This is a genomic window from Nonlabens sp. SY33080, assembly GCF_011784885.1.
Classification (GTDB): domain Bacteria; phylum Bacteroidota; class Bacteroidia; order Flavobacteriales; family Flavobacteriaceae; genus Nonlabens; species Nonlabens tegetincola.
This window is the reverse complement of the sequence record NZ_CP050461.1, coordinates 1,175,760-1,198,550: the sequence shown is the minus strand read 5'-3', so window position 1 is coordinate 1,198,550 and position 22,791 is coordinate 1,175,760. Positions and strand designations below refer to the sequence as shown.

The 22,791-nt window shown below is 35.6% G+C and carries 20 protein-coding genes and 1 riboswitch; of the genes, 4 read left to right on the top strand and 16 right to left on the bottom strand.

What is annotated here, in order from left to right:
• Positions 1–43: 43 nt before the first annotated feature.
• Positions 44–178 carry a hypothetical protein gene (locus tag HCN53_RS13115; protein WP_258150540.1) on the bottom strand — a complete coding sequence of 45 codons (135 nt, stop codon included), beginning with the start codon at positions 176–178 and terminating at the stop codon, positions 44–46.
• Between the two features lie 219 nt (positions 179–397).
• Between HCN53_RS13115 and HCN53_RS05500 the strand changes: the two genes are divergently transcribed.
• Both HCN53_RS05500 and HCN53_RS05495 read left to right on the top strand, forming a co-directional pair.
• A complete protein-coding gene (locus HCN53_RS05500; RefSeq protein ID WP_105019375.1) occupies positions 398–889 on the top strand; it encodes a pyridoxamine 5'-phosphate oxidase family protein in 492 nt (163 codons plus the stop codon).
• A gap of 10 nt (positions 890–899) precedes the next feature.
• Positions 900–1,334, top strand: a complete 435-nt coding sequence (locus HCN53_RS05495; protein ID WP_042277886.1) for a hemerythrin domain-containing protein — start codon at positions 900–902, stop codon at positions 1,332–1,334.
• A gap of 79 nt (positions 1,335–1,413) precedes the next feature.
• Here HCN53_RS05495 and HCN53_RS05490 read toward each other — a convergent pair whose 3' ends face one another.
• The 3 genes from HCN53_RS05490 to katG form a co-directional block, all read right to left on the bottom strand.
• Positions 1,414–2,817 (bottom strand): exonuclease domain-containing protein, encoded by a 1,404-nt coding sequence (locus HCN53_RS05490; protein ID WP_167342285.1) that lies wholly within the window; start codon positions 2,815–2,817, stop codon positions 1,414–1,416.
• Positions 2,818–2,902: 85 nt separating this feature from the next.
• A complete protein-coding gene (locus tag HCN53_RS05485) occupies positions 2,903–4,525 on the bottom strand; it encodes a protein adenylyltransferase SelO (RefSeq protein ID WP_167342284.1) in 1,623 nt (540 codons plus the stop codon).
• 109 nt (positions 4,526–4,634) lie between these two features.
• Entirely contained in the window at positions 4,635–6,923 is a 2,289-nt protein-coding gene (gene katG, locus HCN53_RS05480; protein WP_167342283.1) for a catalase/peroxidase HPI, read from the bottom strand.
• Positions 6,924–7,028: 105 nt separating this feature from the next.
• Here katG and HCN53_RS05475 point away from each other — a divergent pair, with 105 nt between their 5' ends.
• Positions 7,029–7,967, top strand: a complete 939-nt coding sequence (locus HCN53_RS05475; protein WP_167342282.1) for a LysR substrate-binding domain-containing protein — start codon at positions 7,029–7,031, stop codon at positions 7,965–7,967.
• A gap of 7 nt (positions 7,968–7,974) precedes the next feature.
• Here the strand turns inward: HCN53_RS05475 and HCN53_RS05470 are convergent, their stop codons facing one another.
• The 12 genes from HCN53_RS05470 to purL all read right to left on the bottom strand — a co-directional run bounded on the left by HCN53_RS05470 (position 7,975) and on the right by purL (position 20,431).
• Entirely contained in the window at positions 7,975–9,006 is a 1,032-nt protein-coding gene (locus tag HCN53_RS05470; protein ID WP_167342281.1) for an L-dopachrome tautomerase-related protein, read from the bottom strand.
• Positions 9,007–9,131: 125 nt separating this feature from the next.
• The gene (locus HCN53_RS05465; protein ID WP_042277895.1) at positions 9,132–9,794 is read right to left on the bottom strand and encodes an oxygen-insensitive NAD(P)H-dependent nitroreductase NfsB; all 663 of its coding nucleotides are present in this window, start codon (positions 9,792–9,794) and stop codon (positions 9,132–9,134) included.
• Positions 9,795–10,084: 290 nt separating this feature from the next.
• Positions 10,085–10,552 carry a hypothetical protein gene (locus HCN53_RS05460; protein WP_167342280.1) on the bottom strand — a complete coding sequence of 156 codons (468 nt, stop codon included), beginning with the start codon at positions 10,550–10,552 and terminating at the stop codon, positions 10,085–10,087.
• A gap of 95 nt (positions 10,553–10,647) precedes the next feature.
• Positions 10,648–11,025 (bottom strand): hypothetical protein, encoded by a 378-nt coding sequence (locus HCN53_RS05455; protein ID WP_167342279.1) that lies wholly within the window; start codon positions 11,023–11,025, stop codon positions 10,648–10,650.
• A gap of 161 nt (positions 11,026–11,186) precedes the next feature.
• Positions 11,187–12,419, bottom strand: coding sequence for a pyridoxal phosphate-dependent decarboxylase family protein (locus HCN53_RS05450; protein WP_167342278.1), 1,233 nt, complete (start codon positions 12,417–12,419; stop codon positions 11,187–11,189).
• A 157-nt stretch (positions 12,420–12,576) separates the two neighbouring features.
• The gene (locus HCN53_RS05445; protein WP_167342277.1) at positions 12,577–13,050 is read right to left on the bottom strand and encodes a hypothetical protein; all 474 of its coding nucleotides are present in this window, start codon (positions 13,048–13,050) and stop codon (positions 12,577–12,579) included.
• A gap of 131 nt (positions 13,051–13,181) precedes the next feature.
• Positions 13,182–13,994 carry a bifunctional hydroxymethylpyrimidine kinase/phosphomethylpyrimidine kinase gene (gene thiD, locus HCN53_RS05440; RefSeq protein WP_167342276.1) on the bottom strand — a complete coding sequence of 271 codons (813 nt, stop codon included), beginning with the start codon at positions 13,992–13,994 and terminating at the stop codon, positions 13,182–13,184.
• Complete coding sequence (gene tenA / locus HCN53_RS05435; RefSeq protein WP_167342275.1) at positions 13,982–14,635, bottom strand: thiaminase II; 654 nt, start codon at positions 14,633–14,635, stop codon at positions 13,982–13,984. The genes thiD and tenA overlap by 13 nt, the downstream gene beginning before the upstream one ends.
• The gene (gene thiE, locus HCN53_RS05430) at positions 14,611–15,255 is read right to left on the bottom strand and encodes a thiamine phosphate synthase (RefSeq protein WP_167342274.1); all 645 of its coding nucleotides are present in this window, start codon (positions 15,253–15,255) and stop codon (positions 14,611–14,613) included. The genes tenA and thiE overlap by 25 nt, the downstream gene beginning before the upstream one ends.
• 3 nt (positions 15,256–15,258) lie before the next feature.
• Positions 15,259–16,005 (bottom strand): hydroxyethylthiazole kinase, encoded by a 747-nt coding sequence (thiM, locus tag HCN53_RS05425; RefSeq protein WP_085775009.1) that lies wholly within the window; start codon positions 16,003–16,005, stop codon positions 15,259–15,261.
• 80 nt (positions 16,006–16,085) lie between these two features.
• A riboswitch (TPP riboswitch) is annotated at positions 16,086–16,175 on the bottom strand.
• Between the two features lie 91 nt (positions 16,176–16,266).
• Positions 16,267–16,653: a DUF6122 family protein gene (locus tag HCN53_RS13070; protein ID WP_167342273.1), complete on the bottom strand. Its 387-nt coding sequence runs from the start codon at positions 16,651–16,653 to the stop codon at positions 16,267–16,269.
• Positions 16,654–16,756: 103 nt separating this feature from the next.
• Positions 16,757–20,431, bottom strand: a complete 3,675-nt coding sequence (gene purL, locus HCN53_RS05415; RefSeq protein ID WP_167342272.1) for a phosphoribosylformylglycinamidine synthase — start codon at positions 20,429–20,431, stop codon at positions 16,757–16,759.
• A 244-nt stretch (positions 20,432–20,675) separates the two neighbouring features.
• Here purL and recG point away from each other — a divergent pair, with 244 nt between their 5' ends.
• Entirely contained in the window at positions 20,676–22,781 is a 2,106-nt protein-coding gene (recG, locus tag HCN53_RS05410; RefSeq protein ID WP_167342271.1) for an ATP-dependent DNA helicase RecG, read from the top strand.
• Positions 22,782–22,791: the final 10 nt, after the last annotated feature.

Below are 22,791 nucleotides of genomic sequence, written 5' to 3'. Positions count from 1 at the left end.
TACTATACTTTAGAATAAAAAAAACGGCTGGGAAACCAGCCGTTTAAAGTTTACTTTGATACCTTGTATCAAATAGCTCTTGAGGTTCAACTTTGGGTTTTTCCTTAGTTGAATTGTCATCAGTCATTACCTTTCTTTTGTAATCACTATAACCATTGGTTAGATAGTACTCTTTCATTGTTTGCTTTTTTTTTTCAAATTTAATATGCAAGCACAGTTTTTTGTCTTAACGAATTGTTATTTAATGATTACTAAATGAAGGAGTTAAACTTAAAATCTTCTTAATAAAATTAAGTTCTGAAAACTTGTAACAATCAGTCTTAAATTCTGTTAATTCATATTTCATTAATACGCTTGCCCTTTTAAGTTCAATAGATTTAAAAGAAAAACTAGCAACATGAATTTAACCCAACGAGAAGCAAGAGAAAAGTACCTAGAATTAACCAGAGAAATTCAAACTGGAATCCTTCAAACCGCACTTGATAAATTTCCTATTCACTCAATTCCCATGACCTTAAAAAGGGTAGAGGACGATGGAACCATTTTATTCTTTAGCAAAAAGGATAGTGAGCACAATCAGAATATTCAAATTGATGCAGAATCTCAAATTGTGTTTTCAGATCCTTCAAGCCACCAGTTCCTAATTGTATATGGAGAAACGATAATTTCTCATGACAGAGAATTGATTAAAGAGTTGTACTCAAATATTGATAATAATTGGTTTGAAAATGAAGAGGATACTTCCATTACTATTTTAAAATTTCAACCATTTGAAGGTCAGTATTGGGATACTAAAAGCAATGCACTTAGCAATATGATTAAGCTCGGTTTTACAGCCATAACCGGTACACCTACTGATATAGGAACAAAAGGAAAATTAACTCTATAACCAAAATACTATGAACATCTTTGAAGCCATAAGAGAAGACCATGAGAAACAACGTGATTATTGTAAGAAGTTACTAGACACCTCTGGTGATAGTGAATTTAGAAGAAACATTTGGGAAGAGCTTAAAAAAGAGCTCCAAATCCATGCCGACGCAGAGGAGAAGTACTTTTACGTTCCTTTATTTAAGGATGACCTTACACAAGATAAAGCCAGACACAGCGTCGCCGAACATCATGAAATTGATGAGTTAATAGAAAAATTGAATGACACAGACTTTGATAGTAGCGCATGGCTGGCACACATGAAAAACCTAGCCGATAAAGTAATACACCACCTTGATGAAGAAGAGCACGAGGTTTTTCAACTTGCAGGAAAATCACTATCTGAAAATCAAAAGAAAAGCCTAGCGTCAGACTATAAGGACGCCATGCAAAGCAATAGGTAAATACAAAAACGTCACCATAAAGCTATGGTGACGTTTTACTTTTTGGTAAACTTGAAAATAACAGCTTTAAAAACATAGTTTAAACAGCAGTACTCCAATTATTTATCTCTAATCGTTTACCAGGCCTTTTTTCTATATAGACTCTTAAAATTTGAGAGGTGTGATAATTAGGCTTTTTAGATTCAATATAGCTTTCTGCTTGTTCTACCGATTCTATAGATTCATGATTGGGTACAAACCCAAAACCTACATACTCACCATCCTTGACCATCACCAAACAAAATTCATCTTCGGTTCTACCTTGTTCTTGAATAAAATAAGTAGCATTGGTCTCTTGTAAAGCTTTAATCGCTTGATTAGCTCGTATGTTATATAGTTGAACAAGTTCCTCTTCTCTACATACTCCTTTACATGATTTTATTTTATAATGGCTGGTGCAATGTTCTTTAGTGTTAAAACTACAATATCTAGGACACAGATTATATTCCTCACACAATTGTTCCAGCTGTTCTACGGCGTGTGCTCGACTGTAATGAGTAACTAATCTAGAGTCGTAGGATTTCATAACTCCTACCGCAAACTGAATTACGCCTTTTTGATTTTTATAATGTAAAATCTGGTAGGAACGTCTTGGTTTTTTTTGTGCAGCATTATATTTTGGGTAGTAGTGAAGAATAAGTTCTGCCTCTTGCAACAGCGCAACCAATTCACTACCAGTTGGAATATGTTCAATGTGATGAATTTCTTGACACATATGATAGGACTTACTGCGTTTGTTATAAAAATGAGAGAGTACCCTTTTCTTTAAATTAATTGCTTTTCCTACATAAATGACCTTCTGTGCTTGATTTTTAAAAAGATAAACTCCGGGAATTTCTGGTAACTCATTAAATTGAGATCGGTCTAGGTGTGGTGGAAAAGTTCCCTCACGACTTTTGGGCTTAAGAGCCTTTAGCATCACTTCGCTTGCATCGGGTTTTGTAAGCAGTAATTTAAATAATTCTACCGTTGCATCAGTGTCACCTTCAGCGCGATGCCTGTTTACAAGATCGATACCTAATGAATTACACAAACGTCCTAAACTATAACTAGGAAACCCAGGAATAATTTTTCTAGACAATCTTACCGTACATAATTTTTTACGGGTAAATGGTAGTTCCAACCTTTTAAATTCATTGCGTAAAACGTTGTAATCAAAACTCACATTATGTGCTACAAAAACAGCATCCTTAGTAAAATCTAATATATCCTGAGCTATCTCCTCAAAAAGCGGAGCGCTACTAGTCATTTCATTATCAATGCCTGTGAGACTAGTAATAAAATCAGGAATAAGCATTTGGGGATCCACTAGACTGGTATATTTATCTAGTATTTTTTCACCTCGCAGGCGCACCATACATATCTCTGTGATGCGATTTCCGCCCAGTCCACTACCTGTAGTTTCTAGGTCTACTACAACAAAATCTTGCTCTTGTAAATTCATAATTGGAATAGTTCCAAAAATAGGAATAATTCCAATTATAACGATGTGGAAAATGAAAATTTAACACCTATAAGTTTTAAGTTGTTTAACTACTACAACTTAACATACTGCAGCCCACTTTAGTTTTGGCCCATTCAGGTCTTTTGGCATAGTATTTTTCAAATTCTGGTTGCTCGTCATATGGATGTTGCAATACCCGATAAACTTCGTTGAACATGGTATAATTCCCTTTTTCAGCTTGATCAATAATTTGTTGAGCTATGTAATTACGCAGGACGTATTTAGGATTTGTTGTAATTAATTTTTCAGATCTCGCTTTCGCGAAAGCGAGATTAACAACATCCTCATCATTATTAGTAAACTGTTTGGATTCAAGAAATTTAGAATAATCTAGTTGAATTCGTGACTTATAAACCGATAACCAGTCCAACCATCTTAATCGATGAGGTTCACTTAATTGTTCAAAATCATAAAAAGCAATGGCAAGTTTATCTAGCATAATGATAGTATCCATGTTTCTGTCCAAATGCTGCAATTCCCTGAAAAAGAACGTGTAATCTACCTCGTGAAGATGAAGGGTTCGTATGAGCTGTGTTACTAATTGTTGATCAATACTATCTTTATGAAGAAAACCTAGCTTATTCCTCATCATATCAAGATGTTTTTCTTGATATTGAATTTTGTAATTGTCTAAAACTTGTTCTAGTCCAGATTGATCATCGATTATTTCATAGAGTGCATTTGCCAGCTGAAGCAAATTCCACAATCCAATTTCAGGTTGTGCACCATAACGGTATCTTTTGTGTTGTCGGTCAGTCGTATTTGGAGTCCAACCGTGGTCATAAGGTTCTAACCATCCATACGGTCCATAATCAATCGTAAGGCCCAGGATACTCATGTTATCTGTATTCATTACCCCATGAACAAATCCTACTCGTTGCCAGTGGATAATCATGTCCAATGTGCGTTGAGCCACAATTTCAAAAAATTCTAGATATCCTTTTTTATCAAGTGTAGTGACCTGTGGAAAGTGATGCTCAATCGTATAATCCAGCAGTTTTCTTAAGTTTTCTTGATCTCCTTGTGCCGCAAATAATTCAAAATTACCAAACCTTATAAAACTAGGAGCTACCCGACAAACTATCGCACCTTGTTCATACTGTGGATTTCCATCATACATAACATCCCTTAATACTTGTTTACCAGTTGTAGCTATTGTGAGTGAACGTGTGGTTGGAACGCCAAGGTGATGCATTGCTTCTGCACACAGGTATTCTCTTATAGAGGACCTTAAAACTGCATATCCATCTCCATTTCTTGAATAGGGTGTAGGTCCTGCCCCTTTAAGTTGAAAGGTTTGCAATCCAATATCCGTTTCTAGTTGAAAAAGATTGATAGCGCGACCATCACCCAATTGACCAGCCCAATTACCAAATTGATGACCAGCATAGGCCATTGCATAAGGCTTGCTATTTTCTATAATTTGCTTACTGCCAAATACAGCTTTAAATTCATTGCTAGCCACATAAATGGGATCCCAACCTAGCTCTTCGGTTAGCGATGATGTATGTCGTACCTCACTATCAATAAAGTGTTCTGGTTGTACAAAAGAGTACGCTACTTGACTTACTTGTCGTCGGTAATTTTCATCTACTGGATCTGCAGGTAAGGTAGATGTAAACGCATTAATAGGTTTCAATTGGGTCATGTGGTAAAAATAAGAATTAGGCGTGTGGCTTAGGTTCAAAATAAGTTAAGAATAAAAAAAGCGGTTTTAAAAATTTTTAAAACCGCTTATCATAAAAATCAATTACTCTTTAATTAATGTCGAATCGATCTAGATTCATTACTTTACTCCATGCTTGTACAAAGTCGTTTATAAATCGCTCCTTGGCATCGTCACTGGCATAAACTTCAGATAAAGCTCTTAATTCTGAATTTGATTCAAAAATAAGATCTGCTCTAGTTGCTTTCCACATTACTTTATTGTTGGAACGATCGATGATTTCAAACAGATTGTTTTCTCCTTCAACAGCTTTCCATTTATAATCCATACTTAAAAGATTGCGATAGAAATCATTAGTAAGTACACCAGGATTATCAGTTAAAACTCCTAAATACGAATTATCGTAGTTTGCTCCTAGGGCTCTCAAACCACCTACGAGGACCGTCATTTCTGGCGCACTTAATGTAAGTTGTTGAGCCTTGTCAATCAGTAATTGTTCTGGGGTAAGCGTATATTCTTTTTCTTGGTAGTTTCTAAAACCATCGGCGATAGGTTCTAGCAGGTTAACACCATCAATATCTGTTTGTTCTTGTGACGCATCCATTCTACCAGGTGTAAAAGGAACTTTAATGGTATATCCTGCTTTTTTTGCAGCGTCTTCTATAGCTACATTTCCACCTAGAACAATTAAATCGGCTATAGAAATTTTTGTAGTATTGGAATCAAAATTTGATTTTATTTCCTCATAAACTTTTAAAACTTTTTTAAGTTGATTCGGGTTGTTTGATTCCCAGCTTACTTGTGGTTCTAATCTTATTCTACCGCCATTTGCTCCACCACGTCTATCACCATCTCGGTAAGTAGCTGCGGCAGCCCATGCTGTTGAAACTAATTCACTAGTACTTAAACCAGAGTTTTTGATTTCTTTTTTAAGTCGATCAACATCTTTAGTAGAAACCAGTTTGTGATCTAAAGCAGGAATAGGATCTTGCCAGATAAATTCTTCCGCAGGAACTTCAGGTCCTAGGTAAGTGGATTTAGGACCCATATCTCTATGTGTTAGTTTGAACCACGCTTTCGCGAAAGCTTTATCAAATTCCTTTGGGTTTTCATAAAATCTTTTAGAAATCTTACGATACTCTGGATCTTTAATCATCGATAGATCAGTTACGAGCATGGTAGGTTTAACTTCTTTATCCTTATCAAAGGCATGTGGATACATTTTTTTAGGATTTACAGCCTCGTATTGATGTGCGCCACCAGGACTTTTTACTAGTTTCCATTCATTTTCAAAAAGTGATTTAAAATATCCATTACTCCATTGTGTAGGAGTAAGAGTCCAGGTTACTTCAAGACCCGACGTAACAGCATCGGCTCCTTTACCAGATTTAAAAGTGCTGCTCCATCCTAATCCTTGTTCTTCAATTCCTGATTCTTCTGGAGCGTTTCCTAAATTCTCACCACTCGCGGCACCATGTGTTTTACCTAAGGTATGTCCACCAGCAATAAGAGCAACTGTTTCCTCGTCGTTCATTCCCATACGTCCAAAGGTTTTACGTATGTCGTGTGCTGCAAGTACTGGATCTGGATTTCCATTTGGTCCTTCTGGGTTTACATAAATTAATCCCATTTGTGCAGCAGCAAGTGGTTGTTCTAGTTCTCTTTCTTCATTGAATCTATCGTCACCTAGCATTTCATTTTCTGAACCCCAATAAACACTTGTTTGTGGTTCCCATGTATCTTCTCTACCAGCAGCAAAGCCTAGTGTTTCAAAGCCCATGGATTCAAAGGATACATTTCCCGCCAGAATCATTAAATCTGCCCATGAAATTTTTTGACCGTATTTTTGTTTAACTGGCCAAAGTAATCTTCTTGCCTTATCTAGGTTTGCGTTATCAGGCCAACTGTTTTGAGGAGCAAAACGTTGTTTACCTTCTCGTGTACCACCACGACCATCACCAGTTCTATAAGTACCGGCACTGTGCCATGCCATTCTTATGAATAATCCACCATAGTTACCAAAGTCTGCTGGCCACCAATCTTTTGAATCGGTAAGTGCTTTTTCTACATCAGCTTTTAAAGCCGCATAGTCTAAACTTTCAAATTCTTTTTTGTAATCAAAATCTTCTCCTAGTGGATTTGATTTATCGCTGTTTTGTCTAAGGACACTTAAATCTAATGAATTAGGCCACCATTCTTGATTGGTTTTTCCTTCTCCTTTAATTCTGTTTCCTGTTGATTTAGGTTGGTCAAAACCAAATGGACAGCCGCCAGATTCAGACGTTGAAGTCTTGTCTGAATAACTGTTAACATGCATGGTAAAAGCTACGGATGCTATAGCTACCAGTGCAATTGCGGAAATTATTAAAATCTTGCGCATAGTGTATTGTTTAATTGAATTTGGTACAAAACTAGGCGCGTTGTTTTATTTATAAAAACTAAAAAATCAATGTTAATATCGACATGGTAGATATTATATTTGTATATGAACATTCAACAGTTTAAATACATTCTAGCGGTGGTTGATTTAAGAAATTTTGAAGCCGCAGCTGATAAATGCTTTGTAAGTCAATCTACCTTAAGCACGATGATTGCAAGGTTTGAAGATGAAATTGGAATTAAAATTTTTAATCGTAAGTCCAAACCTGTTTCGGTCACTCGTGAAGGAGCTATAATCGTTGAACGTTTAAGGACTATAAACAATGATATTGGACTGTTAGGAGCACTGGTTAAAGAGTTGAAAGGTGAGCTCATGGGTGAATTAAAAATAGGGGTGATTCCCACAATAGCTCCTTACTTATTACCCTTATTTTTACACAAGTTTGCCACTAAATTTCCTTATGTAAATTTAATTGTGGATGAATTACAAACTGACGAGATCGTAGCAGCTATAAAAAATCGATCTTTAGATATTGGCTTACTCGCTTTACCTATAAAGGATAAAGATCTTAATGAAAAAGAATTGTTTGTTGAACCGTTTTTAAGTTATGATTGCAGGGAAAAATCTACTGAAGGACCTATTTCTATTAAAAATTTAGATTATTCCAAGTTGTGGTTATTAAAACAAGGTCATTGTTTACAAACTCAAGTACATCAAATTTGTGAACAGTCTTCTCGACAGGTTGATGAAGATTCTAATCTCGAATTTAGATCTGGATCGCTAGACGGCCTTATAAGATTTACCAAAGCAAGTAATGGTTTAACTATATTACCGCAAATAGCTACCTTAGATTTTACCGAGCATGATCAAGGTAAATTGGTACATTTTGATACACCTGTTCCATCCAGATCGGTAGGAATAATTACTCATAAGTATTTTGTGAAGAAAACGCTACTTAATAAACTCCAATTGATGATTCAAGACATCATGAAGGAAGTTATTTCTGAAATTCCTGAAAACAAAATTATTCATCCATTAGAATAACTTGAATTTATAATTCAATGTAATTAATTGAAAATTCTAGTTGGCTTATGTCATCTTTAGCCTCATTAATTCTAGAATTTGTGTAATACAGTTTATTGTCGTGTAGTGTAAATGTGTCTGCCCATTTTATGTTTTCGCCCTGAGCTAAAACAGACAGTTTTCCTAGATTAATATTATACTGCATAATCTTATTTTTTTCAAGATCAGCTAAATAAAGTATTCCGTTGCTATCTATTATCATTCCATCTGGAGCTGGAGTTTGTGCCACAAACTGCACGTTGTTCTTTATGATATTTAAATTGCCAGAGTTAAGTGACTGCGTTGAAATCTTATATAATTTATAACCTGTAAGTGCATGAAAATATAATTCGTCATTTACAGTATCTAGGGCAATACCATCGGAATGAACCGTGTTTTTCCAATCACCGTTGTCAAAAGTAAGTTTGTTTACTTGTGCTAACGTAGATTCATGATTATCCAAAACTCTGATAGAATTTCCAGATTCCATATCAATAATGACGAGACCGGCATGACCAGAATCTGTACAATAAATTTTATTTAATTTTTTATCAACTCTAAGGTCATTGATATATGAGTCATGATGATAACTACCTTGAGACAGAAAGTATGTGTTGAGCAGTTGATTGGTATTTAAATCAAAATCATAAATTCGAGGTTGTCCAATAACCCCTTTGAACAATGGGTTTCTTGTATCTAGAACATATAAATGGTCTTCAAAGGCTACCACCGATTGAACCGCAACAAATAAGCTATCATGGATAGGAGCTCCTAGTTTCCAGTTGTTCCAATCTTTACTGGGATAAGGTGTCGCAACCCCAGAATCTGAAATTTCAACGACTGAATTTTCAACATTGTTGCGCCATCTAGGAAAATTAGCAAATAATCTTCCTGTATTTGTAGCAGTTACACCAGTCACTTGTTGACCTTTAAAGGAAATTACTTGGGTAATTTGTTTTTTCTGTTCAGTTTGACAGCTCAAGAAAATAATACTCAGTAAAAACGGGATTACTTTATTCATGACTAATGGATTCATTACATCAACAAAGATAATCCTGTTGAATACCTAGATGAATTAATATGTTGTTAATAGACAAAGCCTTTGAGTATTCTCAAAGGCTTTGTTCACTTAAATTCTAATTTTTACTATATCACGGTGATAATGTCGTCCTGATTCAAACGAGATTTAGGTAGCTTGGCATTAAAATCATCTTCAGATCGGTAACCCAATCCAACCATAACAATAGAAGAAAAGCCTTTCTCACGTAAACCTAACTCTTCATCTAGGGCTTTCATATCAATACCTTCCATAGGTACAGCATCTATTCCAAGTGCAGCCACACCTAGAAGGAAATTACCAATGTTTAAATAAACTTGTTTTTCCATCCAATGTTGGGCATCCTTTAAGTCATACCTATGAATATTAGTAAATAATTTTTTGGCTCCTAGGTTTTGTTCCTTTAAATCTTCATTTGCAAAACGACCATCTTCATCTTCTTTATCTGTTACTTCGCTTAAATATTGATCGCTAATTTCAGTTTTTGTACAAAACAAGACAACATGTGAAGCTTGAGTCACTTTGGATTCATTAAAGCTAAAAAATCCAGCGGTTCCTTTTGCAAGTCGTTTTTTTCCTTCTTCACTTGACGTTAATACGAAATGCCAAGGTTGAGAATTAATTGATGAAGGGCTCCACTGAAGTAATTCTTTAATTTTTTCTTCATTTTCCTTAGATATTTTTTTAGAAGGGTCAAAAGATTTTGTTGTGTATCTCCACTTTAATGCTTCTATAATGTCTGTATGTTCCATATCAATATTGTACTATAAAAATTATAGTAGCAAAAGTAACTATAGTGTTATTGGTGAGCAATAACTATCTAAAATGATAGTAATATTTTAACGCTGTAAAAATCATTAACACTAAAATAAAGTATTGTTAATCAGTTATTTATGATTAGTTGTTGTAGAGTATTAATCTTGTGTTAATAGAGTTTATTGTATTAATTTTTTAAGATTCTTCTCAAGAAAATTGTCAGAATTTGATGTGGTTTTTCATTCTTATTGTGAAAATAAAAAAATGAAAAACCACATTATGGACTTTAATTATGTTTAATGGTTTTGTTTATAACGTCTTGCCATTTTTCAATAGATTCAATTTCACCACTAGGCAAATAACTTAAATTGATATCATAAAAATCTAAAAAAGTACTAGGTAGGTTTTTGTCCTTAGGATAGAGTATCATCACGAGCTTATCTATAGTTCCCTTTTTAGAATTATGTCGTTTAGTTTCGGCATGACTCATTTCATCAAGGTTAACCACTTCCTGATCTATGAGGTGCTTTGTATGAAGGTGAAAATACAATTTCATTTTATTCTGGTCTATTCCGATATGATAGTTACCACAAGACTCGCTATAATCGAGTTGTGCTTGATGTTTCATTAAGAAAGTATCAAATTCCTTCTTTTCTAAATTTTGTTTTCTTTTACGTGAGCTGTATGTGAGTAAAAACGGTATTGCACAAATTGCAACACAAACGATGCCTATAAAGGCTATTCCTGTATTCATCATTTTATTTTAAATTGATAGTATGTTTTTTAGTACTGTAAAGGTTACAGCACTTTATCGTAGCTTTAATCTGATTCAGATTAAAAAGCTTCTAACTACCAGAAGTAATGAAAAGGAAATATTAGGTCTGATTTTCTATACCTAAATGATATAGAAAAATGATAATTGGTATATTGTTTTACTCTTGCCTTTGTTTCATTTGAAAATATAAGAGAGCTATGGAATGATGGTGATGTCTTACTTCTAAAATCATTATAGTCGCTGTATTCAGTAAGACTAAAAATGCTGCTATCCGAAGGCGTAGCATGGGCGAATAGGTCATTCCCAACAGATTCTATTTTATCTGTGGATATGTTATTTTCTTGAATAGAAACATGTGAAATATTAACTGTATTAATGCAGTTAACTATTCCAAATACATAAATGGCAGCAAGTACAATAGCACTTAAAATATGAGTTCTTTTCTCCTTCAAGTTTTAGAAAAATTCAGATGCCAAAAGTAGTAGTATCCTTGAAGGATAAATCTTAAAAAAATAAAAAAAGCTATTTACGAATACCGATTAGATTTAATCTATCTAATGCTATACGCTATTAGGTGTCGTATAAATTTCGCTCTTCTATAGTTCAAAGCTGTTTAAACAGTTTCCTTGATGTCATTGATGAAAAGAGCTAGTTTATCTACAGTAACGTGCTCCATAATTACAATTTTATACCATTTAGGTGATACATGATTGTCTGGTACTAGACCATATTTTTTTACCAATTCTGGATTTAAATAGCTGGATCCTATCGTAACGATGTTCGACATGGGGTTACGATAGTATTTTATGTTAAGTTGCTCTAGCTCCTTACAAATCCATTCAGCTCTTTTTTGAAGTATAAATATTTTTTCCTGCCAACCATAAGGTCCATTTTTTGCCAATATCATCCACACCGCGATAGCATTGGCTCCTGAACGGCTACCTACAAGTGTAAAATCTTGACCTTCCACATAACTTGCTTCTTGGGTGTTTACATACTTCATAAAACCTTTCCTTATCAAGAAAATTCCTGTTCCATAAGGAGACTGTGCCATTTTATGAGCATCAAGTGTAAAGGATGTGATTTCAGGATTTTTAAAGGTAAGTAAGTTGTTTTTAATGGTAAAAGGGTAGTAAAAACCACCGTAAGCACCATCTACATGGATTTTATATTCACACTTCAGTTTTTTTAAAGAATCTATTATTGTTTCAATATTATCAACTGATCCATACATGGTTGTCATCATGTTTGCAACCACAATAAAGTATTTTATACCCTTGTTTTTTGCGCTAGTAAGAGTTTGCTCGACACTTGCTGCTGTAATTTCCCTAGTATGTTCATTTACATCATATTTGTGAATATTGATCGATAATAGATTTGCAGCTTTATCCATGGAATAATGGCTGTCTTTACTACAAACAATTGCTATCTCATCACGAGATGCATTCATTTGTTGCATGTAATAGTTACGATAAATCCAAATGGCCTGAATATTAGCTTCAGTTCCTCCTGATGCTACGTAACCATCTTGTTCATATGGTATTCCTTTTAAAATATCTACAGCACAAATTTCAATAAGATCCTTTTCAATTGCATGTGTACCTTCAAAAAAAGATTCGGAATTTCCTAAAGTATGACAACCTATGTGATTGGGATTTTTCACCAGTGCGTACATAAAAGGAGCGTCTTTAAGAAAGGTAGCATCTTGATTAAAAACCTTGTCGTCTAAATAGGAAGCAGGTACCCCTATAACTCCTTCCTTGTCATAATTTATATTTTTATCTAATGCATTAAATACAATCTTCTTAATCTCTTCTTCGGATTTTTTAGTCCAAAATTGTGTCATTATAGCTGTTTAAAAATAGCCCCAAAAGGGCTGTAAAAATTATGACGAAGGTAAGATTTCTTAAATAAGTGACTTGTAAAAACAATAAGATTATGATTCAGATTTTTACTTTATAACTTTCAATTTAAACCGTTGATCCCAAGTAATGCATTTTAGATTAATGGGATATTTTTTTTAAAGTTTCAGGATTCTTAAAAAAATAATCTTTCTCAATATGAGTGAGGAAAAAATCATATAAATCTTGTTGGGATTCAAATTTTTCCTCTCTTATTTGATTATTGACTTCACTATAGGTAAGAGAGTTGTTTATCATTGAGATCCCATAAAATTGGTAACTCAGACCAACTTCATCTTCCGTGATTATAGTCAAAATTTTTCTTTCTCTTATGGTAGTAGGGTAGGCGATTAACTCCTCTTGATCATCTCCATCTATTAGAGTTAACTTGTATCTTTTCTCAGTGTGACGTTCTATTTTTACGGATTCTTTCGGGTTATTTGTTGGGCTCCATAAACCCAATAACTCACTATCAATTGCCTCATTGTTGGGTAAAGAAAATTCAGATTCTAATGTGCAACTGGTTACTATTAGAAAGAGTAGTAAACAAAATATAGGAGTTAACTTTTTGGTCATTTTTACACCTTTTATATTCAGCTTAAAGATATGGATTAATAAGCTTTTTCCAAGGTGATTGTTTGATTTACAGTTGCTTGATTTGATTACGCTTTCGCGAAAGCGTACCTAAAATACATCCTCATTAACAATTACAATCCAAAATGATTGATGGGACCATTGCCTTTTCCTAATATCTTATCCTTAGCATTTAAAATTGCCGAATTGATGTATTGGCATGCATTGTCAACTGATTTCTCCAAGGAATATCCTTTACTTAAAAAAGTAGCGATGCTAGATGATAAACTGCAGCCTGTGCCATGAGTGTGACGGGTTTCTACTTTAGGATTTTTGAACAGAATGGTTTGAGCGGTTTCAAAGTTGTATAAAATATCAACCATTTCATCAGGAGCATGATCCATATGACCGCCTTTTAATAAGACTGAGGTCCGGTATTTTTTACCAAGTTGTTGAGCCGCTTCTTGTGCATTTTTGGGATTAATTTCTTGTTCTAGTAGTAGTTCTGCTTCCTTAGAATTTGGTGTGATCAAATAGGCTTGTGGCAGTAATGATTTCAAGCTTTGCAGCGCCTCGTTGGTGATTAATCTATCACCTGAAGTCGCTACCATCACAGGATCTATTACCACATTTACTGCCTGATACTCTTGTAGCTTTTTTGAAATAAGTTTAATCACCTCACAAGAATGTAACATGCCTATTTTTACCGCTTGAAAGGTTATGTCGGTAAAAACAGCGTCTAGTTGTTTTTCTATATGATCAATCGGTATAGGGTGAATATCAAAAACGCCTTGCGTATTTTGTGCTGTTGTGGCTGTAATCACACTGGCAGCAAATGCACCACAAGCAGAAATACTCTTTATATCTGCCTGTATACCAGCACAGCCACCACTATCGCTACCGGCAATGGTAAGTACTGTATGGTAAGTGTTTTTTAAATTTCCCATTGTTCCTTTCTATAAGCGCTATCCCAAAACATCCACTCTAATTGTGATGCTTTTAAAAAGGCTTGGTTCATCATTTCGAGTTCTTCTTGATTAGCTGTTTGTGCATACTTGTTTGCAATATTGATTGCTTGTTCTACAGATCCTGCAAACTCCTCACCACCATAGGTGTTAATCCATTCTTGGTAAGGATTATTATCTTTATCGGTTTGGTTGTCAAGAATATAATCGCCTATTTGTTTGTAAATAGTAAAGCATGGTAAAACAGCTGCTATACTTACTGCAATAGATTTTTCATGAGCAATTCTAGTCAAATAACTGGTATACAGCTCACAAGTAGGTGATGCTATTGTGGTAAACGAATCGGCATTTACAAAATGTTGATGAAGAGCATTTTCAACATGTATGATTCCTGTTGCTGCATCTAGAAAAAACTGGGTTTCATTTTCATCACGGCATTTTATTCCAACAAGGGCAAGAACTTTTTTGTATTGTGCTAAATACAAGGCATCTTGATTAATGTAAAACTGAAATACATCTTTAGATAATGTACCTTGCATAAGTTCTTTTATGAAAGGCTGATTTTGAATCTTAGCAAGAATACTACCGGTAGATTTATTTATTTGTTGGTACCAATTCGACATAATAATTTTTTAAAATTTTCAGTTGCTTGTTGAGGTTGCTCAGAGGTTGATATAGCGGATACCACAGCAATTCCTTCTGCACCACTTTCTATAAGTACTTCTGTATTTGAATGGTCAATTCCTCCTATACATATAATGGGTTTGTTGCTTATGGACTTTATTCTTGATAAACCTGAAATTCCTAATGGCTTTTCTAAATTTTCCGTTTTAGTCGCCGTGCTAAATACAGGAGAAAGACCTATGTAATCAATCTCTAGGCTATTAGCCTTAAGAGCTTGTTCCTCATTGCTTACTGACCAACCGATAATTTTATCTGATCCTAAAATTTTTCTAGTGATTGCTGGTGGTAAATCCTGTTGACCAATATGAACACCATGGGCGTTGATGCTTAAAGCGATATCAATTCTATCGTTAATTATCAATGGCACATTGTAATAATCACAGATCTCTTTTGTTTTAAGGGCGCGATTATAAAAATCTCTAGTATCCAGAAGCTTTTCCCTAAGTTGCACTATAGTAACACCACCTTTTAAGCTGGATTGTAGCGTGTCGAAAAAGAGAGCATCTTCTGTAATGCGCTCATCAGTCACATACATAAGAGAATAGTCTGCTTTATTCATATTCTATGTGAGTTGAAACAACGCGTCTATAAAATTCATTTGAAAGCTACCAGGTCCATTGGATTTAGACTCAGCTTGCTCACCAGCCTTACTCATAATTTCCATTCCATCGCGAGCTCCTTTATGTATGTCTTTGTTAACTGCTACACAAGCGCCTATAATACTGGTTGCGGTACATCCCATTCCTGTTATTTTAGGCATCATCGCACTTCCACCCGTAATTTCTTCAATTTTGTCACCAGTCACGACATAATCTGTAGCTCCACTAATTACAATCGTATTATTCAGCTTTCGCGAAAGCGTGCTAGCAGCATCCACTGCGTTATTAGAGTCTATCGTGCTGTCAACACCTTTTGTGTTTGAACTTAATTGTGCCAGAGCCATAATTTCTGATGCATTACCACGAATTACGTCAGGTTGGTAAGTTTCTGCTAGGTGAAGAGCGGTTTGCGTACGGTAATTTGACGCGCCTACTCCAACCGGATCAAAGACGATAGGGATTCCATTTGCTTTTGCTTTTTTCATTGCTTGCTCCATGGCAGCTACCCAAGATTTACTAAGAGTTCCCATATTGATTACTAAAGATGATGAGATCGTGGTTATATCTTCAACTTCTTCTATTGCATGAGCCATCACTGGTGAAGCTCCTATAGCTAGTAAGGCATTAGCAGTGTTATTCATAACCACGTAATTGGTGATATTATGAATAAGTGGTGATTGCGTTTTGATTAAGTCAATGGTCGTATTCATATGCTTTGTTGGGTCATTATTATATTAAAAAAGCCACTTTCACGGTAATGAAAGTGGCTTGTAGGTTTATGCTTATTTACTAGTTACAAGTCTCGTTTTCCTCCGCTGTAATTACACATCTCAGGTTCATAGGGTATAATCTCAGCACAACGGCACCCCTAACGATTGGTGTAAAGTTACTATATAAAAAAGTGTTTGTTATGATTTTAATATTTGTTTTACATCTAGTAGTATCAACTATTCTTAAGTATAGGGATAAAATTATATGCCCAAGAATTGACTTATTGATTGTAAACTCTCATAAATAGGAGAGGAGACTAGGCAATCGGTACATTTACTGTAGGTCATTAAGCAATCTATAAAATCAGTTAGCATATGAAAAAGTAAACCGATACCAATGATATTGAATGGCTTGCGGAAAAACAGTAACACCACATAAAATGCCATCGCATAAAAAGTATGCAGTGGATGAAAGTTTATACTACATCTATTTTCTTGAAATATGGGATTTGCTACTAGATGATCAAGATCTACCAGCATGGTTGCGAGAAGAATAAAATAAGCCCGTTTCCAATTTTTCCTAAAGAATATATAGGCAATGAAAAAAGGAAAACCAAAATGTAAAAAATAATGAACTACAAATTGCATGGTGCCGTATAAATCTAGATTTATTATAAAATGGAAATTTACAATTAAAAAAACACCTCCTTAAGAGAGGTGTTTTTTAATCATATTAATAAAAACAAATTCCTTAGGAATTTTGTTTTTCACACCATTTTCTAGCATTTACAAATGCTTCTAACCATGGAGAAACTACATCGTCTTTACGGTCTTTAGGATAGTGCGCCCAATTCCATGGGAATGTAGAACGTTCTAGGTGTGGCATCATTACAAGATGTCTACCATCCTCACTGTTCAACATAGCAGCGTTGTAATCAGATCCATTAGGATTTGCAGGATATCCCGTGTAGGCATAAGTGGCTGGGATCTTGTAATCTTCTTTTTGTTTAGGTAACAGGAACTTTCCTTCTCCATGAGCTGCCCAAATTCCTAAGGTTGTACCAGCTAGTGATTCTAGCATAATAGAATTATTTGCTGCAATTTCTACGCTAGTAAAGTGACATTCAAATTTGTTACTATCGTTATGAAGCATTTTTGGTTTGATGTCGTGGTCTGGATTTATCAATCCTAATTCCACAAATAATTGACAACCATTACATACTCCTAAACTCATCGTATCTGGTCGTGCAAAAAAGTTTTTCAATGCCTTGTTTGCCTTGTCGTTATATAAAAATGCACCGGCCCAACCTTTGGCACTTCCTAAAACATCGCTGTTAGAAAAACCTCCAACAGCAGCAATAAATTGCACATCTTCAAGAGTTTCACGACCGCTTATAAGATCAGTCATGTGAACATCTATAACCTCAAAACCAGCAAGGTGCATTGCTCTTGCCATTTCTCGTTCACTGTTACTTCCTTTTTCTCGGATTACAGCTGCTTTTATTTTGTGCTTTGGTAGTTCGGGTAGTTTTCCGTCAAAGGATGCGGGAAATTGGTAATTTAAAGGCTGCTGCTCATAATTAGCAGCTCGTTCATCGGCCTTACCGTTAAAGGATTGTTCACGATCTAATAGGTGAGAGGTCTCGTACCATTCTTTGCGATATTCTGCCACGTCAAGAACAAGCTCATTAAGCTCTATAACAGGCTTGTTTGTCGCTGTACCTATCTTATAAAAAGGCACTCCACAATCTTTTAATTCATTATCTATATCTTGGGTGGTTTGTAAGACCACACCAATGTTTTCTGAGAATAAAACCTTTATTAAATCGTCTCCAATGCCTGAAAGGTCAAGTTTCATTCCCACCTTGGTTGATGGAAAACACATCTCTAGTAATGTAGTTACAAGACCACCACTTCCTATATCGTGACCAGCTAGTACTTTATCAGATTTTATGAGAGCTTGAATTTGTGACCACGCTTTCGCGAAAGCGGAACTATCTACAACTGTCGGACATTCATTACCTATTGCATCACAAACTTGTGCAAAACTAGATCCACCTAATTTGTGAGAATCACCACTTAAATTAATGTAGTAAATAGGAGCATTATCATCTGGCTGTAGAACGGGTTCTACAATTCGTGTGATATCATCTACAGCTGCCACGCTACTAATGATTACTGTTCCAGGAGATAAAACATCTTTATCGGCATATTTTTGCTTCATACTCAAGGAGTCCTTTCCTGTAGGTATATTAATTCCTAATTCGATAGCAAAGTCACTTACCGCTTTTACTGCTTGATATAGTCTAGCATCCTCTCCTGGATTGTTACATGGCCACATCCAGTTTGCACTCAAACTTACACCAGATAGACCTTTCTCAACCGGAGCAAATACTAAATTACTCAATGCCTCTGCAATGGAATTACGAGATCCAGCGATAGGATCGATAAGTGCACTCACAGGACTGTGACCTATGGTAGTCGCAACACCTTTTTTACCTTGATAATCCATAGCCATCACACCTACATTATTAAGAGGTAACTGCAATTCACCACAGGTTTGTTGTTTTGCTACGCGACCTGTTACACAGCGGTCTACTTTATTTGTTAACCAGTCCTTACTTGCGACAGCTTCTAGTTTTAAAACCTTTTTAAGGTAAGAGGTCAATTCATCTTGAATGTACTGTACGTCGTTATATTTTCTGTTTATGGTGACATCATCCATAATGGTCTTTGGACTAGAACCGAACATGTCTTCTAGAGCAAGATCCATCGGGCTGCGCCCATCTTTTTCACTAAAAATAAATTTATTGTCACCGGTAACTGTTCCTACTTTATATAAAGGAGCACGCTCACGTTGAGCTATACGTTCTAGTACTGGAGTATCACTAGCTTCCATTACTAATCCCATACGTTCTTGGCTTTCATTACCTATAAGTTCTTTGCGAGAAAGAGTAGGATCACCTACCGGTAATTTGTCTACATCAATTACTCCACCTGTTTCTTCTACAAGTTCTGATAAGCAATTTAAATGTCCACCAGCACCATGATCGTGAATGGATTTAATGGTGTTGTTGTCGCTTTCTACCATTCCTCTAATGGCATTAGCCGCACGTTTTTGCATTTCGGGATTGGATCGTTGAACAGCATTTAATTCAATACCGCTATCCATTGAACCAGTATCGGCGCTACTTACGGCAGCACCACCCATTCCTATACGGTAATTATCACCACCCATGACGATGATATCATCGCCAGCATCGGGTGTTTTTTTAAGAGCTTGATCTTTTTTTCCATATCCTATTCCACCAGCAAGCATGATCACCTTGTCGTAACCTAAATAACGTGGATCGTGGGAAGATTGGTTTTCTTGGTCTACATGTTCGTCATGTTCGAATGTAAGTACAGAGCCTGCTATTAATGGTTGTCCAAATTTGTTGCCAAAATCACTTGCTCCATTACTGGCTTTGATAAGTATGTCCAATGGAGTTTGATACAACCATTCACGTGCTTCAAAATCGCGTTCCCATGGGCGTTGATCATTTAATCGTGAATAACTGGTCATGTATACAGCTGTTCCTGCAAGAGGCAAAGAACCTTGTCCACCAGCTAGTCTATCACGTATTTCTCCACCGCTTCCTGTAGCAGCACCATTAAATGGTTCTACAGTGGTTGGGAAATTATGGGTTTCTGCTTTTAATGATATTACAGATTCAAAATCCTTATTGACGTATTTATCAGGTTTATCTGCGCTGGCAGGAGCAAATTGTTCTGCTTGTGGACCTTGAATAAATGCAACGTTATCACTGTAAGCACTAACTATTTCATTAGGGTTTTGTTTACTAGTTTCCTTAATTAATTTAAATAAAGAAGTAGGTTGTTCTTTACCATCGATAATAAAGGTACCATTGAATATTTTATGACGACAATGCTCAGAGTTTACTTGTGAAAAACCAAATACTTCAGAATCGGTTAACTTTCTCCCTAAACGCTCGGCAAGTTGATTTAAATAATCAATTTCATCATCACTTAAAGCTAGTCCTTCCTGCATGTTGTAAGCTGCGATGTCATCAATTTCTAATACTTGATCAGGAGTAACATTAATATCAAATTGAGATTGATTTAATCCATCAAATTTAACTAGTAACATGCGGTCGTAGTCGGCATCGGGCAGACAGGAGTTAAACTCCTCTATACGCTGTATACCTGGAATTTGCATGTTTTGAGTAATTTCAACAGCATTAGTAGACCATGGAGTTATGGTAGTTGCTCTAGGACCTGTATAGGTTCCTGGAACTGCATCGGCCTCGATTTGAGGAGCATTACCTAGTAGCCAAACTAATTTTTGAAGGTTGTCGTTAGAGAGAGCTTGCTGTGATTGTACAGCATAAATTTTCTTTGTGGGTTCACCGAAAAAAAGGATCATTGCGAGCGTTTTAAAGCTAGTTGCAAAGATAGCTTTTTACTACATAGATTTCATGACTTTATTCTTAGTAAGTTGGCTTTTAATAACGTGTTATTCACAATCAATTCGATTTAGTTTTTTATGTGTGATTATGGGTTTAAATGGTTGTTAGATAATGTGTTGCTTATGTAAGTCGCTAAGTATGCTTGTAAGAAACCACAGTCGTTGATAGAGATGTGCTATTTTTGGTAATAAATTAGAAATTTTGCCACAGAATTTTTTATCTACACCTATAGAATATTTAAATGGAGTAGGGCCACAACGAGCTAAGTTGTTGCGCACAGAATTAGGTATTGATACTTATGGAGATCTGGCAAATTTGTTCCCCAATCGATATGTAGATAAAACCAAATATTATAAAATCAATCAATTAATTGACGGTAACACACAAGTACAAGTAATTGGTAAAATCATTAGTATCAAAACCGTTCCTACAGGTAAAGTAAGCAGGCTAGTAGCGACGTTTATAGATGATACTGGTAAAATGGAGTTAGTTTGGTTTAGAGGCCAGAAGTATTTTAAAGATAATTTAAAACTTAATCAGCCTTATGTGGTGTTTGGTAAAGTACAGCGCTATGGCGCAACTTTTAGCATGGCTCATCCTGATATGGAATTGCTTAAAGATCACCAATCGCGTGCTCAACAAGCAATGGCTCCTATTTATCCCAGTACCGAGACTTTGGCCAAAAGAAAAATTACCAACGTATACATGGTAAAATTGATGAGGTCGCTGTATAGAGAAATACACAACAGCTTTATTGAGACCTTATCTGAAGAGGTACTATCAGGTTACAGCTTAATGGGGAAAAATCAAGCAATGAAAGAAGTGCATTTTCCATCAACTGCAAGGCATTTGCAAGCTGCCAGATACCGGTTGAAGTTTGAGGAGTTGTTCTTTATTCAAATGGAGTTACTTCTTAAAAATAAAGTGCGCAAGTCTAAAATTAAAGGATACCCGTTTCAAGAAGTAGGTGATAATTTTTTAGATTTTTATAATAATCACTTGCCCTTTGAATTAACAGGTGCTCAAAAAAGAGTGGTTAAGGAAATACGAGCCGATATGGGAACAGGCGCCCATATGAATCGCTTACTTCAAGGTGATGTAGGATCTGGAAAGACTATAGTTGCGGTACTTACTTGCCTTCTTGCTATTGATAATGGATTCCAAGCCTGTATAATGGCTCCTACAGAAATTCTTGCGCAGCAACATTATGCAGGCGTAGCTGAATTATTAGAAAAAACAGACCTGTCAGTCGGCTTACTAACTGGTAGTGTAAAGACTAAAGAGCGTCGCGAACTTCATGAAAGACTAGAAGATGGCTCCTTACATATTTTAATAGGGACACATGCACTTATTGAAGATAAAGTAAAGTATAAAAATCTAGGTGTTGCGATTGTAGATGAACAACATCGATTTGGTGTAGCTCAACGAGCAAAACTGTGGAAGAAAAATGAATTACCACCACATGTCCTGGTAATGACCGCAACTCCTATCCCACGTACCTTGGCTATGAGTGTTTATGGAGATTTAGATGTATCTGTAATTGATGAATTGCCACCAGGACGTAAGGAAATAAAAACCGTACATCGTTACGATAAAAATAGGCTAGGAGTCTTTAAATTCATTAGGGATGAAATTACCAAAGGTAGACAAGTATATGTGGTGTATCCCTTAATTGAAGAATCTGAAAAATTAGACTATAAGGATTTACAAGACGGATATGAAAGTATCGTGAGAGAATTTCCTTTACCGGATTATAAGGTAAGTATTGTCCATGGAAAGATGAAGCCAGAAGATAAAGACTGGGAAATGGATAGGTTTGTCAAAGGAGAAACACAAATTATGGTAGCTACAACCGTTATTGAGGTAGGTGTAAATGTTCCTAATGCAAGTGTAATGGTAATTGAAAGTGCCGAACGTTTTGGTTTGTCGCAATTGCATCAATTACGTGGTAGAGTAGGACGCGGTGCCGATCAAAGTTTTTGTATTCTTATGACTGGATTTAAGTTAAGCAAAGAAGCTCGCACTAGAATGGAAACTATGGTGCGTACTACCGATGGGTTTGAGATTGCCGAAGTAGATCTTAAATTAAGAGGTCCAGGAGATTTAATGGGAACACGACAAAGTGGTATCATGAACTTGAGAATGGCCGATCTAGTGAAGGACCAACAAATTCTTGCTATTGCAAGAGAGGCTGCAAGTAAAGTGTTGAAAGAAGATCCTGCTATTCAATTAGATAAAAATCAACCTATCAAACGAGTAATGGCCTACTTACAAAGTAAAAAAGGCTTTTGGAAATATATAAGTTAATCAACCTAAC

What these genes read in the sequence shown, in the direction of transcription:
- HCN53_RS13115 (WP_258150540.1), bottom strand. Translation starts at nt 178, where the DNA reads ATGAAAGAGTACTATCTAACCAATGGTTATAGTGATTACAAAAGAAAG.
- HCN53_RS05500 (WP_105019375.1), top strand. Translation starts at nt 398, where the DNA reads ATGAATTTAACCCAACGAGAAGCAAGAGAAAAGTACCTAGAATTAACC.
- HCN53_RS05495 (WP_042277886.1), top strand. Translation starts at nt 900, where the DNA reads ATGAACATCTTTGAAGCCATAAGAGAAGACCATGAGAAACAACGTGAT.
- HCN53_RS05490 (WP_167342285.1), bottom strand. Translation starts at nt 2,817, where the DNA reads ATGAATTTACAAGAGCAAGATTTTGTTGTAGTAGACCTAGAAACTACA.
- HCN53_RS05485 (WP_167342284.1), bottom strand. Translation starts at nt 4,525, where the DNA reads ATGACCCAATTGAAACCTATTAATGCGTTTACATCTACCTTACCTGCA.
- katG (WP_167342283.1), bottom strand. Translation starts at nt 6,923, where the DNA reads ATGCGCAAGATTTTAATAATTTCCGCAATTGCACTGGTAGCTATAGCA.
- HCN53_RS05475 (WP_167342282.1), top strand. Translation starts at nt 7,029, where the DNA reads ATGAACATTCAACAGTTTAAATACATTCTAGCGGTGGTTGATTTAAGA.
- HCN53_RS05470 (WP_167342281.1), bottom strand. Translation starts at nt 9,006, where the DNA reads ATGAATAAAGTAATCCCGTTTTTACTGAGTATTATTTTCTTGAGCTGT.
- HCN53_RS05465 (WP_042277895.1), bottom strand. Translation starts at nt 9,794, where the DNA reads ATGGAACATACAGACATTATAGAAGCATTAAAGTGGAGATACACAACA.
- HCN53_RS05460 (WP_167342280.1), bottom strand. Translation starts at nt 10,552, where the DNA reads ATGAATACAGGAATAGCCTTTATAGGCATCGTTTGTGTTGCAATTTGT.
- HCN53_RS05450 (WP_167342278.1), bottom strand. Translation starts at nt 12,419, where the DNA reads ATGACACAATTTTGGACTAAAAAATCCGAAGAAGAGATTAAGAAGATT.
- HCN53_RS05445 (WP_167342277.1), bottom strand. Translation starts at nt 13,050, where the DNA reads ATGACCAAAAAGTTAACTCCTATATTTTGTTTACTACTCTTTCTAATA.
- thiD (WP_167342276.1), bottom strand. Translation starts at nt 13,994, where the DNA reads ATGGGAAATTTAAAAAACACTTACCATACAGTACTTACCATTGCCGGT.
- tenA (WP_167342275.1), bottom strand. Translation starts at nt 14,635, where the DNA reads ATGTCGAATTGGTACCAACAAATAAATAAATCTACCGGTAGTATTCTT.
- thiE (WP_167342274.1), bottom strand. Translation starts at nt 15,255, where the DNA reads ATGAATAAAGCAGACTATTCTCTTATGTATGTGACTGATGAGCGCATT.
- thiM (WP_085775009.1), bottom strand. Translation starts at nt 16,005, where the DNA reads ATGAATACGACCATTGACTTAATCAAAACGCAATCACCACTTATTCAT.
- HCN53_RS13070 (WP_167342273.1), bottom strand. Translation starts at nt 16,653, where the DNA reads ATGCAATTTGTAGTTCATTATTTTTTACATTTTGGTTTTCCTTTTTTC.
- purL (WP_167342272.1), bottom strand. Translation starts at nt 20,431, where the DNA reads ATGATCCTTTTTTTCGGTGAACCCACAAAGAAAATTTATGCTGTACAA.